14 protein-coding genes are annotated in these 14,953 nt (G+C 72.4%); 6 read left to right on the forward strand and 8 right to left on the reverse strand.

The annotated features are described in order from the left end of the window. The first annotated feature begins 112 nt into the window (after nucleotides 1–112). The 3 genes from AB0L89_RS20025 to AB0L89_RS20035 all read left to right on the forward strand — a co-directional run bounded on the left by AB0L89_RS20025 (nucleotide 113) and on the right by AB0L89_RS20035 (nucleotide 3,660). Nucleotides 113–1,300, forward strand: a complete 1,188-nt coding sequence (locus AB0L89_RS20025) for a 4-hydroxybenzoate 3-monooxygenase (protein WP_365142535.1) — start codon at nucleotides 113–115, stop codon at nucleotides 1,298–1,300. A gap of 13 nt (nucleotides 1,301–1,313) precedes the next feature. After that, nucleotides 1,314–2,681 carry an aromatic acid/H+ symport family MFS transporter gene (locus tag AB0L89_RS20030; RefSeq protein ID WP_365142537.1) on the forward strand — a complete coding sequence of 456 codons (1,368 nt, stop codon included), beginning with the start codon at nucleotides 1,314–1,316 and terminating at the stop codon, nucleotides 2,679–2,681. Between the two features lie 67 nt (nucleotides 2,682–2,748). After that, nucleotides 2,749–3,660, forward strand: a complete 912-nt coding sequence (locus AB0L89_RS20035) for a Bax inhibitor-1/YccA family protein (RefSeq protein WP_365142539.1) — start codon at nucleotides 2,749–2,751, stop codon at nucleotides 3,658–3,660. 95 nt (nucleotides 3,661–3,755) lie between these two features. Here the strand turns inward: AB0L89_RS20035 and AB0L89_RS20040 are convergent, their stop codons facing one another. After that, a complete protein-coding gene (locus tag AB0L89_RS20040; RefSeq protein ID WP_365142541.1) occupies nucleotides 3,756–3,986 on the reverse strand; it encodes a DUF4287 domain-containing protein in 231 nt (76 codons plus the stop codon). 102 nt (nucleotides 3,987–4,088) lie between these two features. Between AB0L89_RS20040 and AB0L89_RS20045 the strand changes: the two genes are divergently transcribed. Beyond that, entirely contained in the window at nucleotides 4,089–4,400 is a 312-nt protein-coding gene (locus AB0L89_RS20045; RefSeq protein WP_365142543.1) for a hypothetical protein, read from the forward strand. Here the strand turns inward: AB0L89_RS20045 and AB0L89_RS20050 are convergent. From AB0L89_RS20050 to AB0L89_RS20070, 5 genes are all read right to left on the reverse strand, one after another. Then, on the reverse strand, nucleotides 4,397–4,918 hold the full coding sequence (locus AB0L89_RS20050; protein WP_365142545.1) for a hypothetical protein: 522 nt from the start codon (nucleotides 4,916–4,918) through the stop codon (nucleotides 4,397–4,399). The two genes, AB0L89_RS20045 and AB0L89_RS20050, sit on opposite strands and share 4 nt — an antisense overlap. Further along, on the reverse strand, nucleotides 4,915–5,883 hold the full coding sequence (locus AB0L89_RS20055) for a class I SAM-dependent methyltransferase (RefSeq protein WP_365142547.1): 969 nt from the start codon (nucleotides 5,881–5,883) through the stop codon (nucleotides 4,915–4,917). Before AB0L89_RS20055 ends, AB0L89_RS20050 begins: the two co-directional genes overlap by 4 nt. Before the next feature lie 40 nt (nucleotides 5,884–5,923). Next, nucleotides 5,924–6,775 carry a hypothetical protein gene (locus AB0L89_RS20060; RefSeq protein WP_365142549.1) on the reverse strand — a complete coding sequence of 284 codons (852 nt, stop codon included), beginning with the start codon at nucleotides 6,773–6,775 and terminating at the stop codon, nucleotides 5,924–5,926. Between the two features lie 249 nt (nucleotides 6,776–7,024). Next, entirely contained in the window at nucleotides 7,025–8,245 is a 1,221-nt protein-coding gene (locus tag AB0L89_RS20065; RefSeq protein WP_365142551.1) for an acetyl-CoA C-acetyltransferase, read from the reverse strand. 269 nt (nucleotides 8,246–8,514) lie between these two features. Beyond that, a complete protein-coding gene (locus AB0L89_RS20070; protein WP_365142553.1) occupies nucleotides 8,515–9,537 on the reverse strand; it encodes an SGNH/GDSL hydrolase family protein in 1,023 nt (340 codons plus the stop codon). Nucleotides 9,538–9,691: 154 nt separating this feature from the next. Between AB0L89_RS20070 and AB0L89_RS20075 the strand changes: the two genes are divergently transcribed. After that, a complete protein-coding gene (locus AB0L89_RS20075; protein ID WP_365142555.1) occupies nucleotides 9,692–11,083 on the forward strand; it encodes a cystathionine beta-synthase in 1,392 nt (463 codons plus the stop codon). A 279-nt stretch (nucleotides 11,084–11,362) separates the two neighbouring features. Here the strand turns inward: AB0L89_RS20075 and AB0L89_RS20080 are convergent, their stop codons facing one another. Further along, entirely contained in the window at nucleotides 11,363–11,779 is a 417-nt protein-coding gene (locus AB0L89_RS20080) for a hypothetical protein (RefSeq protein ID WP_365142557.1), read from the reverse strand. An 11-nt stretch (nucleotides 11,780–11,790) separates the two neighbouring features. Further along, nucleotides 11,791–13,218, reverse strand: a complete 1,428-nt coding sequence (locus AB0L89_RS20085) for a cytosine permease (RefSeq protein WP_365142559.1) — start codon at nucleotides 13,216–13,218, stop codon at nucleotides 11,791–11,793. Between the two features lie 164 nt (nucleotides 13,219–13,382). Between AB0L89_RS20085 and AB0L89_RS20090 the strand changes: the two genes are divergently transcribed. Continuing rightward, entirely contained in the window at nucleotides 13,383–14,948 is a 1,566-nt protein-coding gene (locus tag AB0L89_RS20090) for an aromatic amino acid ammonia-lyase (RefSeq protein ID WP_365142561.1), read from the forward strand. Nucleotides 14,949–14,953: the final 5 nt, after the last annotated feature.

Genomic DNA, 14,953 nt, shown 5'->3' on the forward strand with positions numbered 1-14,953 from the left:
AATCGGGTGCCGCACGACCGTTGACAGCGCACAGGCCCGGCCCGAGACTCCCGTCAGCACATTATGAACGAAAGTTCACCAGGCGAACAAGGCCGAGTCGAAGGGGCGATGCATGCGCACCACCGTCGGGATCATCGGGGCGGGCCCTGCCGGGCTCCTGCTGGCCCGCCTCCTGCACAACGCGGGCGTCGATTCCGTCGTCCTGGAGAGCCGCGACCGCGCCTACGTCGAGCGGCGCCAGCGCGCCGGAATCCTCGAACAGGGCACCGCCGACGTGCTGCGCGAGGCCGGCGCCGGGGCCCGCATGGACCGCGAGGGCCTCCCGCACGACGGCATCGAGCTGCGCTTCGACCGCCGCAGGCACCGCGTCGACTTCCCGGCCCTGACCGGCGGCCGCTCCGTCACCGTCTACGCCCAGACCGAGGTCTGCAAGGACCTCATCGCGCTCCAGCTGGCGGACGGCGGCCCGCTGCTCTTCGAGGCGGAGGCACTCGCCGTGGAGGGCGCCGACAGCGAGAGCCCCCGGGTCCGCTTCCGGCACCAGGGGCGCGAGGACACCCTCGTCTGCGACTACGTGGTCGGCTGCGACGGCTTCTGGGGCGTGGCCCGCACGGCCGTGCCGAAGGACGTCTCCCAGGTCTTCGAGCGCACCTACCCCTACGGCTGGCTCGGCATCCTCGCCGACGTCCCGCCCTCGCACGACGAACTGGTCTACGCCCGCCACGACCGCGGCTTCGCCCTGCTGTCCATGCGGTCGCCGACCGTCACCCGCGCCTACCTCCAGGTCCCCGAGGGCACCGACGCGGCCGACTGGAGCGACGAGGAGATCTGGGACGAGCTGGACCGCCGCCTGGAGACCGACGACCCGGACTGGACGCTGCGGCGGGGCCCCGTCACCGCCAAGTCCGTCACGCCCATGCGCAGCCACGTGCACGAGCCCATGCGCCACGGCCGCCTCTTCCTCGCCGGGGACGCCGCGCACATCGTCCCGCCGACCGGCGCGAAGGGCCTGAACCTCGCGGTCGGGGACGTCGTCACCTTCGCCCGCGCCCTGCTCCGGTACCGCGACAAGGGCGACGCGAGCCGCCTCGACGCGTACTCCGAGACCTGTCTGCGCCGCGTCTGGCAGGCCGAGCGCTTCAGCTACGCGATGACGACCATGCTGCACCGCGCCCCCGACGCCACCGGCTTCGACGACCGCATCCAGCGCGCCCGGCTCGACCGGATCACCACCGCGCGCTCCGCCGAGGCCGACCTCGCCGAGGCCTACACCGGATTCCCCCTGGACCCGCAGGACTAGAAGGAAGAGGCCCGTGAACCCACCCCCCGAGCACCCGCCCGAGCGCACCTTCCGCTCCGTCGCACCCGTCATAGGCCTGTGCTGGCTCGTCGTCTTCTTCGACGGCATGGACGTCAACATCTACGGCGCGGTCATGCCGCACCTCATCGACGACAAGGACCTCGGCTTCACCGCCTCCACCGCGGGCACCATCGGCTCCTGGACCACCTTCGGCATGCTGATCGGCGCCCTGTGCTGCGGCACCCTCACCGACTGGGCCGGGCGCAAGCCGATGGTGACGGGCAGCGTCGTCCTCTTCTCGCTGGGCTCCGCGCTGTGCGCGCTCGCGCCGGGCGCCGCCGTCTTCGGCGCCGGACGCTTCGTCTCCGGGCTCGGGCTCGGCGGGCTCATGCCGATCGGGCTCGCGATCGTCGCCGAGTTCGCCCCGCCCCGCCGGGCCGCGCTCGCCACCGGCCTGATGATGACCTCGTACCACGCGGGCGGCATGGCGGCGACGGGCCTCGGGCTCGCGCTCGGCCCCGACCACGGCTGGCGCGTCGTCTTCTGGACCGGTGTGATCCCCGCCCTCGTCGCCGTCCCGCTGGTCCTGAGGTGGCTGCCCGAATCGCCCGGCGTGCTGCTCGCCAAGGGACGTACGGAAGAGGCGCGGGCGGTCGCCGCCCGGTTCCGGCTGCCGGACCCGGCGCCCGCCGAGGCCCCCGAGGCCGGCGCCAAGGGCCGCCTCGCCGCCGTCGCCTCCCTCTTCGGGCCCGGCCTGCGCCTGGCGACGCCCCTGATGTGGATCGCGTCCTTCGCCGGGCTGCTCCTGGTCTACGGCGTCTCCACCTGGCTCCCCGAGCTGATGCGCGCCTCCGGCTACTCCCTCTCCTCCTCCGTCACCTTCCTCCTGGTGATCAACGCGGGCGGCATCGTCGGCATGCTCGTCGCCGGCCGCACCGCCGACCGCTTCGGGGCCGTGAAGGTCTCCGCGGTCTGGTTCCTGCTCACGGCCTGCGGCGCCTTCCTGCTCAAGGCCCACCTGCCGCTCGGCGTCGCCTACGCCATCGTCTTCGTCACCGGCATCTGGCTCTTCTCCGCGCAGGTCATGGTGTACGCGGCCGCCCCCGCCGTGTACACGCCCGCCCAGCGCGCCACGGGGCTCGGCTGGGTCACCGGCGTCGGGCGCACCGGCGCGGTCGTCGGGCCCTGGCTCGGCGGGGCGGTCGTGGCGGGCGGCAACGCCTCGCTCGGCTTCACCACCTTCGCCGTCGCCGCGGTCCTCGGCGCCGTCGCCATCTCGCTGGTGCCACTCGCGCGGCGCAACGGTTCCGATCCGGGAACAGTACGGCCGGTCCCGGGCGTTCTCCGTCACAGTGAGGGAAAGATCCTCCCCAAGCACTAGGCTCATCCCTTTGCCTACGCATTACTCTTGAACCCGAGGCCACACACGGTGGCCGTGGAGGAGTGAAATGAGGAGCAGTAACCCGGTCTTCTCGCGACGGGGGTTCAGCCGCGACAACGGCTTCGCCGGCTTCGGCCAGCAGCCGCAGGCCGGGGGACCCGTTGGCGCGACCCAGACCCAGCAGGGCAACCCGTACGCCGGGCAGCAGGCCCCCGCGGGCAACCCCTACGCGACGAATCCGTACGCCCAGCAGGACGCGCAGTACGGCGCCCCGCAGGCGCCCGTAACGACCGCCGGCCGCATGACGATGGACGACGTCGTCATGCGCACCGCCACCACGCTCGGCACGCTCGTGGTCACCGCCGCGATCGCCTGGGCGCTGCTGCCGGTGGACGACGCCAACATCAGCAAGTCGTACGGCATCGCGATCGGCGCCGGCCTCATCGCGATGGTGCTCGGCCTCGTCCAGGCGTTCAAGCGCAAGGCCTCGCCCGCGCTGATCCTGCTGTACGCGGCCCTTGAGGGCGTCTTCCTCGGCGTCGTCTCCAGCGTCGTCGACAACCGCATCGCGAGCGGCGCGGCCATGCAGGCCGTGCTCGGCACGATGGCCGTCTTCATCGGCGTCCTCGTGGCGTACAAGGCGGGCTGGATCCGCGTCAACCGCCGCTTCTACGGCTTCGTGATGGCCGCGGCGATGGGCTTCCTGCTGCTGACCGCCGTGAACCTCCTGTTCATGGTCTTCGGCGGCGGTGACGGCCTCGGCTTCCGCAGCGGCGGCCTCGGCATCGTCTTCGGCATCGTCGGCATCCTGCTCGGCGCGTGCTTCCTGGCCCTGGACTTCAAGCAGGTCGAGGACGGCATCGCGTACGGAGCGCCGAAGGAAGAGGCGTGGCTCGCCGCGTTCGGTCTGACGATGACGCTCGTCTGGATCTACATGGAGTTCCTGCGCCTGATCGCGATCTTCTCGGGCAACGACTGACGAGGCGACTGAACGGCGGAAGGGCCCGCGGACCGGAATCGGTCCGCGGGCCCTTCCGCCGTTTCGTGTGAGGGATTGACGGGGGAGTCGCGCGGTCAGCGGAGGTTGCGGGCGGCCCGCCTGAGGTCGTACTCGTGGATGATCGCCTTCGCGTGCCCGTACGCGAGGTTGTGTTCGGCGCGGAGCCAGCTGACCTTCTCCTCGAAGCGGAAGAGAGAGGGTCCTTCGTCCACGGCGCGCAGCCAGTCGGAGACTTCACGACCGGTGCAGTGGGGGATTCGTGCGAGCAGGTTGCGGTGGGTCTCCTCGGAGAAGACTTGGGACATCGGCGCCTCCGGACGCGTCGCGATGTGTTCCGTCCTTCACGACACCGTGCCTGAGCGTTCGGGCGTTGGCAACAGTCCCGGAAAGGCGCATAAGGTCGCGGGGTGCTCGATACGACGCCTTTGACGGCAGCAGTGGACCAATTCGCCGACCGCCTGCGGGCCGCCCCGCAGAGCCGCCTCCAGCGCGGTGCGGCGACCGAAGCACTCGCCCTGGCCAGGGAGTTGGCGGTGCGCGCCCAGCACATCGAGGAGCCGGACACGCCCTCGCGCGAGATGCCGGACGCGGGCATGTTCGCCGCCGCCGACCAGATCACCGTCGCGGGCCGCGACCTGGCCCTGGTCCTGCGCGACGAGGCCGAACTCCAGGACGCGCTGCGGCTGGTGGCCGAGGCGCAGAAGAAGGCCGGGGTCTAGCCGCCGCTCAGCGGGGCCCGGTACCAGCGGCGGTGGACCAGGGGTTCGACCGCCAGGACCGCGGCGGCGGCCACCACGCCGACCAGGAGCGCGGGCACGCCGCCGCCGGTCAGCACCGAGCCCGCGCAGGCGACCGCGACCACCGGGGCGCGCAGCAGGGTCAGGGGGCCGAGGCCCACGACCATGGCGAGGGTGCTCGCGCGAAACGGCAGCACGAAGTACCCGGCGAGCGTGGCCAGGACGACCGCGCCGTACGCGGCGAGCGGGACCAGGAAGCCGACGGCGCCGTCGGACAGCGCGCCGTACACGCGGTCCGCGTCGGAGGCGCCCAGGAGCAGCGCGCAGGCCGTTGCGGCGGGCGCGAGCAGCAGGGCCGCGCCGACGGCCAGGCCCCGCAGCCCGGCGCGTGCGTTGGCGCGGCCCTTGCGGATGCGGGCGTCCCGGCCGGCGAAGGCGCGGAAGCCGCTGAAGGCCGCGTCGGTCAGGCCGAGGGCCAGGAGCGGCAGGGCGGGGTTCACCGCGGGGTCCCGGTGGCGGGGCCGGTGGCGCCGGGGGGTGCGGCGGGCAGGAGGTCCTCGGGGCCCGCGAGGCGGCGCGCGGCGCGGCCCAGGGCGTGGCGCAGCGGCGCCTCCAGGTGCGGGCGGATGCCGAGGACGGGGCGCAGGGTGGTGCAGAAGGGGTTCGCGAGACCCCGCGGCTCGTAGACCAGCGCGCGCATGCCGGGGACCGTGGCGGCGCGCACCAGCGTCTCGTCGGAGTGGGCGCGGCGGGCGGAGGCGACGCCGTCGTGGCGGCCCAGCGGGTGGCGCATGCGGGCGCGGTGGTAGACCCAGGCGCCCAGCGGCGCGAGCGGGGTCGCGGCGATGTCGTAGTGGCAGAAGGCGAGCGCGGGGGAGGCGGCCTGCATCCGGAAGAACTCCGCGAGGGTCGGGCCGCGGAAGTGGTGCAGCACCCCGGTCGAGACGTAGACGGTGGCGGCCTCCGGCAGGTCGAAGGCGTTGCCGTGCACGAAGCGGCAGTCCAGGCCCTCGGCGCGGGCCAGCCGGCCGGCCTCGCCGGCCAGGGCGGCGTCCAGGTCGACGCCGACGAGTTCGACGTCGGGGCCGAGCGCACCGGTGGCCGCCAGGCGCCGGACGAGATAGCCGAGGCCGCAGCCGACGTCGACGAGCCTGAGGGGGCCCGGGGCGCCGCTCGCGCGGGCGGCGTCGAGGAGCGGGCCGAGCAGGTGCAGCAGCCGGTCGCCGATGCGCAGTTCCTCGCTCAGGCGCTGCATCTCGGTGTGGACGCCGATCAGCAGGCGGTCCACGGCGTGCGGGTCGAGGATGCCGTCCCGGTCGGCGGTCAGCCGTGCCACGATGCGGGCGCCGCGTGCGTCGCCGGCCTCGGCCAGGCGCCGGACCACGTCGGCGCGGCGTACGGGCAGCCGTTCGCCGCTGCGCGGGTCCGAGGCCGTGATCAGGTCGGATATCTCCAGGTGGGGCACGGGGGAGACCCTAGCCGCGCCCCTGGCGGGGGCGCGCCGCTCAGACCGAGGCGATGACGCGGTCGGCCAGGATGTAGATGTTCTCCGCGCCGCACTCGAAGGTCAGCGCGTACGCGCCGGAGATCCCGGAGCCGCCGAGCAGGAAGGGGGTCTGGCCCTCACGCAGCGCGGTGGCGAGCAGCTCCGCGGTCTCGCGGTGGCCGGGCGTCATGCACAGCGTGGTGCCGTCCGCGAAGACGTACACATCCAGGGTGCCCAGCGGGCCGGGGCGGACGTCGGCGAGGGCGGTGCGGGCGACGGCGAGCTCCTCCAGGCAGGCCACCGTGCGCTCGTGGTCCCCGGGCGCGTCCGGGGCCGGGCTCTGGCTCTGCACCGGCACGAAGTCCGGGTGCGAGGGGTGGCGGCGCCGGGCCGCGGCCAGCTCCGGGGAGTCCCCGGCGAATTCGTCGGCGGCCGGTTCGGCGGAGGGCTCGATCACCGGCTCCAGGCTGTCCGCCTCCAGACCGGCGAAGTCGGCCTGGCGCGGCAGGAACAGCTCGTCGGCGATGCCGTCCGGAATGCCGGGCAGACCGCTCAGCAGCGAGGGCCCGTCCGAGCCGTCGCGGGCCTCCTGGGCGGCCCAGAAGGCGCGCGCCTCGGCCAGCTCGCGCTCCCGCTCCTCGGCGAGCGCCTCGGCCACGGCCGCGCGTATGTCCTCGGTGTCCACGGTGGTGCGGGCGCCCGGCACCGTGGGGTGCGGGCCGCTCGCGGCACGGCTGTCGGCCAGCTCGGTGCGCAGGGCTGTTATCTCAGCGAGCTGCTTCCGCAGGCCGTGCACTGCGTGCAGGGCGGCGGCGCCCACGGCCGTGGCAGCGGCCGTGGAGAGCAGCAGGGCAAGAGGCAAGGCGCTCACTGACGTACTCCCGGTTTCAAGTCGACCCCCGACTTCCTACATCAGCTTGAAGCCTGCACGATCCGCCTGTCAGTGCATTACGTCACGAATTGGACAGGTCTTTCGGCCCGGGGTTTATCCACAGATGCGCTCTGAGCTGGGCATATGTATCTCCCCCAGGAGATAGGTCACATCCTGGGGGAGATTGGGTCACGAACAGATGCAGAGACAGAGCGTCAGTACTGCGAACTGTGTGTCAGCGGTGACGGGCTAGCTCAGGCGCTCGATGACCATGGCCATGCCCTGGCCGCCGCCCACGCACATCGTCTCCAGACCGAACTGCTTGTCGTGGAACTGGAGGGAGTTGATGAGCGTGCCGGTGATGCGGGCGCCGGTCATGCCGAAGGGGTGGCCGACGGCGATGGCGCCGCCGTTGACGTTCAGCTTGTCGATGTCGACGCCCAGGTCACGGTAGCTCGGGATCACCTGGGCGGCGAAGGCCTCGTTGATCTCGACCAGGTCGATGTCGTCGATGGTGAGGCCGGCCCGCCGGAGGGCCTGCTTGCTCGCCTCGACCGGGCCGAGGCCCATGATCTCGGGGGAGAGGCCGGTGACGCCGGTGGAGACGACGCGGGCGAGCGGGGTGAGGCCCAGCTCGCGGGCCTTGGTGTCGCTCATGATCACGAGGGCGGCGGCGCCGTCGTTCAGCGGGCAGCAGTTGCCGGCGGTGACCAGGCCGTCGGGGCGGAAGACGGGCTTGAGGCCCTGGACGCCCTCCATGGTCACGCCCGCGCGCGGGCCGTCGTCCTTCGCGACGACGGTGCCGTCCGGGGTGGTGACCGGGGTGATCTCCCGCTCCCAGAAGCCGTTCTTGATGGCCTGCTCGGCGAGGTTCTGCGAGCGGACGCCGAACTCGTCCATGTCCTGGCGGGTGACGCCCTTGAGGCGGGCGAGGTTCTCGGCGGTCTGGCCCATCGCGATGTACGCGTCCGGGATCAGGCCGTCCTCGCGCGGGTCGTGCCAGGTCGAGCCCTCGGACTCGGAGACGGCCTTGGTGCGGGCCTCGGCCTCGGCGAAGAGCGGGTTGTGGGTGTCCGGGAGGCCGTCGCTGCTGCCCTTCACGCTCCGGGACACCATCTCGACGCCCGCAGAGATGAAGACGTCGCCCTCGCCCGCCTTGATGGCGTGCAGCGCCATGCGCGTGGTCTGGAGGGACGAGGAGCAGTACCGCGTGATGGTGCAGCCCGGCAGGTGGTCCATGCCCATCTGCACGGCCACGATGCGGCCGAGGTTGTGCCCCTGCTCGCCGCCGGGCAGGCCGCAGCCGAGCATGAGGTCGTCGATGTCCTTGGGGTCGAGGCCGGGGACCTTGGCGAGGGCGGCCTCGATGATCGTGGCGGTCAGGTCGTCCGGGCGCAGATCCTTCAGCGACCCCTTGAAGGCGCGGCCGATCGGGGTGCGGGCGGCGGAAACGATCACGGCTTCGGGCATCACGGACTCCTGGCGGGGGCGCCCTGGGCAGGGCGGCGGCTGGGCGGACTCCCTGGGAAGTTACCCGTACGTACGGCGAAGGTCACCGGCGTGGGCATGTGATGCCGACCGCATTTTACTAAGCGCTTGCTCAGTTCTCGGGGTCCTGGGCGGGAGGGGTGCGTAGGTGGCTGCGGGCGGATGGGGGCTGATCGCAGTCTTCAAGGGGCGCGGGGAACTGCGTGACAAGCCCTCACCGACCCGCAGACGACGAACCAACCGGTCGCCCCTCAGTGCGGCAGCGGCGACGGCTCCGGCGTCTGGATGCGCCGACGGCGGCGCCGCTTGAGCAGAGCCCAAGGCCCCCGAGGCCCCGTCGGCATCGCGGCAGTGACCTCCGTGCCGCCCTCCGACGCGGCCTGCGCCGCCGCGCGGGCCACGGGAAGGAAGCCCTCGCGCCGCGAGACGTCGGGGCGCTCCTCCTCCGGCCACAGCCCGAGCGCCGCGCACAGCGTCGGCAGGACCGCCATGGCCGCCGTCGCGTACCCCTCCGCCGAGGGGTGGTAGTTGTCGGGACCGAACAGCTCCCGCGGATTCGCCGCGAACTCCGGCCCCAGCAGATCGCCCAGCGACACCGTACGGCCGCCCTGTTCGACCACGCCGATCGTCTGCGCCGCGGCCAGCTGCCGCGAGACCCGGCGGGCCAGCCACCGCAGCGGCTGGTAGACGTTCTCGACCGTGCCGAGGTCGGGACACGTGCCGACGACGACCTCCGCGCCGACCGTGCGCAGTCTGCGTACCGCCGCGGACAGACAGCGCACCGACCGCGTCGGCGGCATCCGGTGCGTCACGTCGTTGGCGCCGATCATCACCACGCACACGTCCGGCACCCAGGACGGGTCCGACAGGATCAGCGTGACCTGCCGGTCCAGGTCGTCCGACTGGGCGCCGGGCTGCGCCACGTTCCGCAGGTCGACGGGGCGCTCGGCGACCGCGGCGAGCCCGGAGGCGAGCAGCGCCGCCGGGGTCTGCCGGGCCCGGTGCACGCCCTGTCCGGCGGCCGTGGAGTCCCCGAGCATCGCGAACCGCACCGGTTCGGACGGCGCAGGCCGGGCCGGATGCCCGGCGAACGCTCTGCCGTAGCGGCCGTCGGCCCGTGGTGGGTCCCCGTGCACACCGCCGCCCACGGACCGCTTCGCCAGCTGCACCTCGGCGAGCACCACGCCCACCGTGGCGGCCCCGAGGAGTCCGATGCCTCCGCCGCCGTACGCCGCGCCCGCTGCGATCCGCCGTGCCACCCTCGCCCTCGACATGCCCCGCAGCCACCTCCTCGTAGCCGTATCGCCGTCATCCACTCATTGCCCCGTAAGCACGGTCGGCCAATCGCAAGCGGAGGTGAACGGATGAGTCGGAGCCTTAGGCTGACCGCATCAATTCGTCGCACTACATCGCAGCCCGGAGACAACGGTGCAATTCCACGACTCGATGATCAGTCTCGTCGGCAACACCCCGCTGGTGAGGCTCAACAACGTGACCGCGGGCATCCAGGCGACCGTCCTGGCCAAGGTCGAGTACTTCAACCCCGGCGGATCCGTGAAGGACCGCATCGCGCTGCGCATGATCGAGGCGGCCGAGCAGAGCGGGGAGCTGAAGCCCGGCGGCACCATTGTCGAGCCGACCTCCGGAAACACCGGAGTCGGTCTCGCCATCGTGGCCCAGCAGAAGGGCTACAAGTGCATCTTCGTCTGCCCCGACAAGGTGTCCCTCGACAAGATCAACGTCCTGCGCGCGTACGGCGCCGACGTGGTGGTCTGCCCGACGGCCGTCGACCCCGAGCACCCGGATTCGTACTACAACGTCTCCGACCGCCTCGTGCGCGAGACGCCCGGTGCCTGGAAGCCCGACCAGTACAGCAACCCGAACAACCCCCTCTCCCACTACCACTCCACCGGCCCCGAGCTCTGGGAGCAGACGGAGGGGAAGATCACCCATTTCGTCGCGGGCATCGGCACCGGCGGCACCATTTCGGGTACGGGCGGCTATCTGAAGGAGATCTCCCGGGGCGGGGTCACCGTCGTCGGCGCCGACCCCGAGGGGTCCGTGTACTCCGGCGGTTCCGGGCGGCCCTACCTGGTCGAGGGCGTCGGTGAGGACTTCTGGCCGACCGCGTACGACCGGAACGTGACCGACGAGATCATCGCCGTGTCCGACAAGGACTCCTTCCAGATGACGCGGCGCCTGGCCAAGGAGGAGGGGCTGCTCGTCGGCGGTTCCTGCGGCATGGCCGTCGTGGCGGCGCTGCGGGTGGCCGAGCGGCTCGGCCCGGACGACGTCGTGGTGGTGCTCCTGCCCGACTCCGGCCGCGGCTACATGAGCAAGATCTTCAGCGACGAGTGGATGAACGACTACGGCTTCCTGGAGCAGGACGGCGACCAGCCGGACGTCGGTGACGTGCTGCGCCGCAAGGAGGGCGGCGAACTGCCCTCGCTCGTCCACATGCACCCCGAGGAGACGGTCGGCGAGGCCATCGAGGTGCTGCGCGAGTACGGCGTCTCGCAGATGCCGATCGTGAAGCCGGGCGCCGGACACCCGGACGTGATGGCGGCCGAGGTCATCGGTTCGGTCGTGGAGCGCGAGCTCCTGGACGCGCTCTTCGCGCAGCGCGCCTCGCTCTCCGACCCGCTGGAGAAGCACATGTCGGACCCGCTGCCGCAGGTCGGCTCCGGTGAGCCGGTGGCGGACCTGATGTCGGTGCTCGGCGGCGCGGACGCGGCGATCGTCCTGGTCGAGGGCAAGCCGACGGGTGTCGTGAGCCGGCAGGACCTGCTCGCGTTCCTCGCGGAGCAGCAGGGGCAGTGACGCGCGGGCGCCGAGGCGGCCCCGGCGACCGCGGTGGCCGGGGCCGTGGGGTGAACTTCGCGGAAGTGGTACGAGCGCGACACGTTCGCGCAGCACCCGCTTAACACGGCTCCGGCACAGTGGGGTTCATCGGCGTCAGGAACTCCGGAGCGGCTCCCGGACCTCCACGGACGCCGGGACGCGGCCTGGCCCTGACCCGGTGCGCGTCCCCCCGCGGGGACCGCCGTCGTCCCGCCCCCTGGGTCACCGGGGGTGCGGCGGTCCCCGCGGCAGCACTCTCTAGTCGTCCCACTCCGACGTGCGGTCCTTGCGGCGGCCGAAGTGCGCGCCGCGCACCGAGTGCACCGCGTTCACGCCGAAGATGCCCGCCCAGGTCACGACCAGGCCCGTCAGGCCCGCGTTGACCGCGCCGATGGCGGAGAGCGGCACCGCGAGGATCAGCGAGATCACGCCGAAGCCGAAGCGCTCGCTCCAGGAGTCCATGGTGGTGCCGGGGGAGCGGGCGCCGCGGGCGACGACCATCTGCTGTTCGGCCAGGTGACGGCGCATACGGCGGTCGATCGTGCCGTCCAGGCGCTGCTCGACCTTCCCGAGGAAGGAGTCGACCAAGGCGGAGTCGTACTCTTCGCCCAGTTCCCTGCGGGCGTGCAGGGTGGCGTCGAGTTCCTTCTTGAGTTCCGCGTCACGGGCTTCCATACCGCTCAACGTTACGGCGCGGAGGCCTCGGTGGCGGTGGGGCTAACCCCCCTTTCGGTCCGGGGCCCATCCCCCGGGAGCGGCGCGTTCCGCCCGGCCAGCGCCCAGTACAGCACCGCGGGCACCACGAGCCCCACGATCCACGAGACGTCGGCGCCGCCGAGCGGCTCGACCAGCGGCCCGGTGTAGAAGTGCGTGACGAGGAACGGCAGCTGGGCGAGGAGGCCGACGCCGTAGACGACGAGGGCGTCCCAGCGCCAGGCGCCGTAGCGCCCGCGCGGGTCGAAGAGCGCGGGGATGTCGTACCGCTCCCGCGAGATCAGGTAGTAGTCGACGAGGTTGATGGCCGACCAGGGCGTGAAGAACGTCAGCAGGAACAGCAGGAAGTCCTTGAACGACGTCAGGAAGCTGTCCTTGCCGAGCAGGGCGACCGCCGTGCCCGCCACCATGATCAGCGCGATGTAGGCGGCCCGGCCGCGCGGTCCGAGCACCTTCTGGCCGCGGAAGCCGCTGATGCTCGTGACCATCGACATGAAGCCGCCGTAGGTGTTGAGCACGTTGATGGTCAGCTTGCCGAGCGCGATCACGAAGTACAGGAACGAGGCGATCAGGCCGGTGCCGCCGAGCCCGACGACGTAGCCGACCTGGTCGGCGAGGAACCTCTCGCCCGCGCTCGCCGCCACGAGCACCCCGAACGTCATCGACCACTGCGAGCCGAGCGCCGAGCCCGACAGCGTCCACCAGAAGGTGGCCTTCGCCGAGGTCGTCCGCGGCAGATAGCGCGAGTAGTCCGCGACGTAAGGACCGAAGGCGAGCTGCCAGGACGCCGAGAGCGAGACGGCGAGCAGGAACATCGGCAGGTCGAAGCGGGCGTCGGACAGGAGCGCGGGGAGGTCCACGCGCTCCAGGAGGCGGATGCCGAGATAGACGAAGGCGAGCGCGCAGATCACGCTCGCCACCCGGCCGAGCGCGTGGATGACGCGGTAGCCGACGGCCGCCGTGACGGCGGTGACCAGGGCGAAGAGCACGATGCCGGTGGTGTCGTCCGTGTGCGTGAGCTCGGCGGTGGCCTGTCCGGCGAGCACGCTGCCGCTCGCGAAGAAGCCCACGTACATCAGGATGACCAGGAGCAGCGGGACGACGGCGCCCTTGACGCCGAACTGGGCGCGGGACTGGATCATCTGCGGCAGCCCGAGCTTCGGGCCCTGCGCCGAGTGCAGCGCCATCACCGCGCCGCCCAGCAGATTGCCGAGCACGAGGCCCACCAGCGACCAGAGAACGTCGCCGCCGAAGACGACGGCGAGGGCGCCCGTGACGACCGCGGTGATCTGGAGGTTGGCGCCGAGCCAGAGCGTGAACTGGCTGAACGCGGTGCCGTGCCGTTCTTCGTCCGGGACGACGTCGATGGAGCGCCGCTCCACCAGGTCTTCGGCTGCCATGCCGTCCGCTCCCCTCGTGCGCGTGGGCCGGAGCGCCTTGCCCGGCTGCATATGGTCATGCAGAGTTCTTGGTGTCTGAATAAGTTGTCAATGCTCCGGCGTAAATCTCCGGCACGAAGTGGCCGATGGCTGAGACGGGATGTCTGGTTGAGGAGGAAAAGCGCGTGAAGTCGTCTCGCATCGCGGACAGTGCCGCCACCGGCGCGGCCGAAGTCGTCGTCCTGGACGGCCGGGGCCTGCGGGTCACCGATGTCGTACGCCTGGCCGGATCCGCCGCCCGGCCCGTACCGGCGACCGACGGCATGAAGCGCGCCGAGGGCTCCTGGAACGCCGCACGCGAGATCGCCGCCCGGGGCCGCGTCTACGGCCGCTCCACCGGCGTCGGTGCCAACCGCACCGAGGACGTGCCCACCGAGGCCGCCGCCGACCACGGCCTCAGGCTGCTGCGCTCGCACGCCGGGGCCATCGGCGCCGAGCTGCCCGCCCGGCAGGTCCGCGCGATGCTCGCGGTCCGCGCCAACCAGCTCCTCGCGGGCGGCGCCGGGCTGCGGCCCACCGTCGTCACGGCCCTCTGCCAGGCCCTGGAGACCGGCGCCCACCCCGTCGTCAACGAGTTCGGCTCGGTCGGCACCGGCGACATCGCCGCCCTCGCCCAGCTCGGCCTCGCGCTCGCCGGCGAGCACCCCTGGCAGGGCACCGGCACGCCCCCCGGGCCCCAGCCCCTCGACAACAACGACGCCCTCGCCCTGATCAGCAGCAACGCCCTCACCCTCGGCCAGTCGGCGCTCGCCCTGCACGAGCTGCGCGGCCTGATCGCCGCGACCCAGGTGGTGGCCGCGCTGTCCCTGACGGCGGTCGACGGTTCGTACGAGGCGTACGCGCTGCCCGTGCACGAGGCGCGCCGCCACCCCGGCTCCTACGCGGTCGCCGCGCGCATGCGGCGCCTGACCGGCGCCCCCGACCGGCCCACCCCGCCGCTCGGCCGCATCCAGGACCCCTACGGCTTCCGCTGCCTCCCGCAGATCCACGGCCCCGCGCACGACGCGGCCGGCGCCCTGGAGGACGTCCTCACCGTCGAGATCAACGCCGCCGCCGAGAACCCGCTGATCTGCCCCGAGGACCTCGCCGCCTACCACCACGGCGGCTTCTACCTCGCCCAACTCGCCCTGGCGCTCGACCACTTCAGGCTCGCCGTGACGCAGGTCGCCCGTCTCTCCACCTCCCGCCTCTCCACCCTCAACGAACCGGGCTTCACCCGCCTGCGCCCCTTCCTCGCCGACGGCGAGGCGGCCTCGTCGGGCGTGATGATCCTCGAATACGCGGCCGGGGCGGCCCTCGGCGATCTGCGCGCCTTCTCCGCGCCCGCCTCCCTCGGCCACGCCGTGCTCTCGCGCGGCGTCGAGGAGCAGGCCAGCTTCGCCTCGCTCGCCGCCCGCCAGACGCTGCGCGCCTGCGCCGCGTTCCGGCTGGTCGTGGGGTGCGAACTGGTCGCCGCGGTACGGGCGTTGAGAGAGCGCGAGCTGCGCATCGAGCGCGACGTCCCGCTGGCGCGCGCCTACGAACTCGCCTCCGCCGTGCTGGATCCGGAGCTCACGGACCGGCCGCTGACGGATGATGTGACGGCGGCGGCCGGACTGCTCGACCGGTTCACCGAACTGTGGGCGGGTCCGGACGGCGGGCGGGCGACGGCCACCGAGGAACCGGGTGGGCCGAGGGAACGGGTGTGGTGAGGGGA

Source organism: Streptomyces sp. NPDC052114, from assembly GCF_040680155.1.
GTDB lineage: Bacteria > Actinomycetota > Actinomycetes > Streptomycetales > Streptomycetaceae > Streptomyces.

Excerpts from the sequence above, each read along its gene's own strand:
- AB0L89_RS20035 (WP_365142539.1), top strand. The coding sequence starts at position 2,749 with ATGAGGAGCAGTAACCCGGTCTTCTCGCGACGGGGGTTCAGCCGCGAC.
- AB0L89_RS20080 (WP_365142557.1), bottom strand. The coding sequence starts at position 11,779 with ATGGAAGCCCGTGACGCGGAACTCAAGAAGGAACTCGACGCCACCCTG.
- AB0L89_RS20065 (WP_365142551.1), bottom strand. The coding sequence starts at position 8,245 with ATGCCCGAAGCCGTGATCGTTTCCGCCGCCCGCACCCCGATCGGCCGC.
- AB0L89_RS20040 (WP_365142541.1), bottom strand. The coding sequence starts at position 3,986 with ATGTCCCAAGTCTTCTCCGAGGAGACCCACCGCAACCTGCTCGCACGA.
- AB0L89_RS20070 (WP_365142553.1), bottom strand. The coding sequence starts at position 9,537 with ATGTCGAGGGCGAGGGTGGCACGGCGGATCGCAGCGGGCGCGGCGTAC.
- AB0L89_RS20085 (WP_365142559.1), bottom strand. The coding sequence starts at position 13,218 with ATGGCAGCCGAAGACCTGGTGGAGCGGCGCTCCATCGACGTCGTCCCG.
- AB0L89_RS20025 (WP_365142535.1), top strand. The coding sequence starts at position 113 with ATGCGCACCACCGTCGGGATCATCGGGGCGGGCCCTGCCGGGCTCCTG.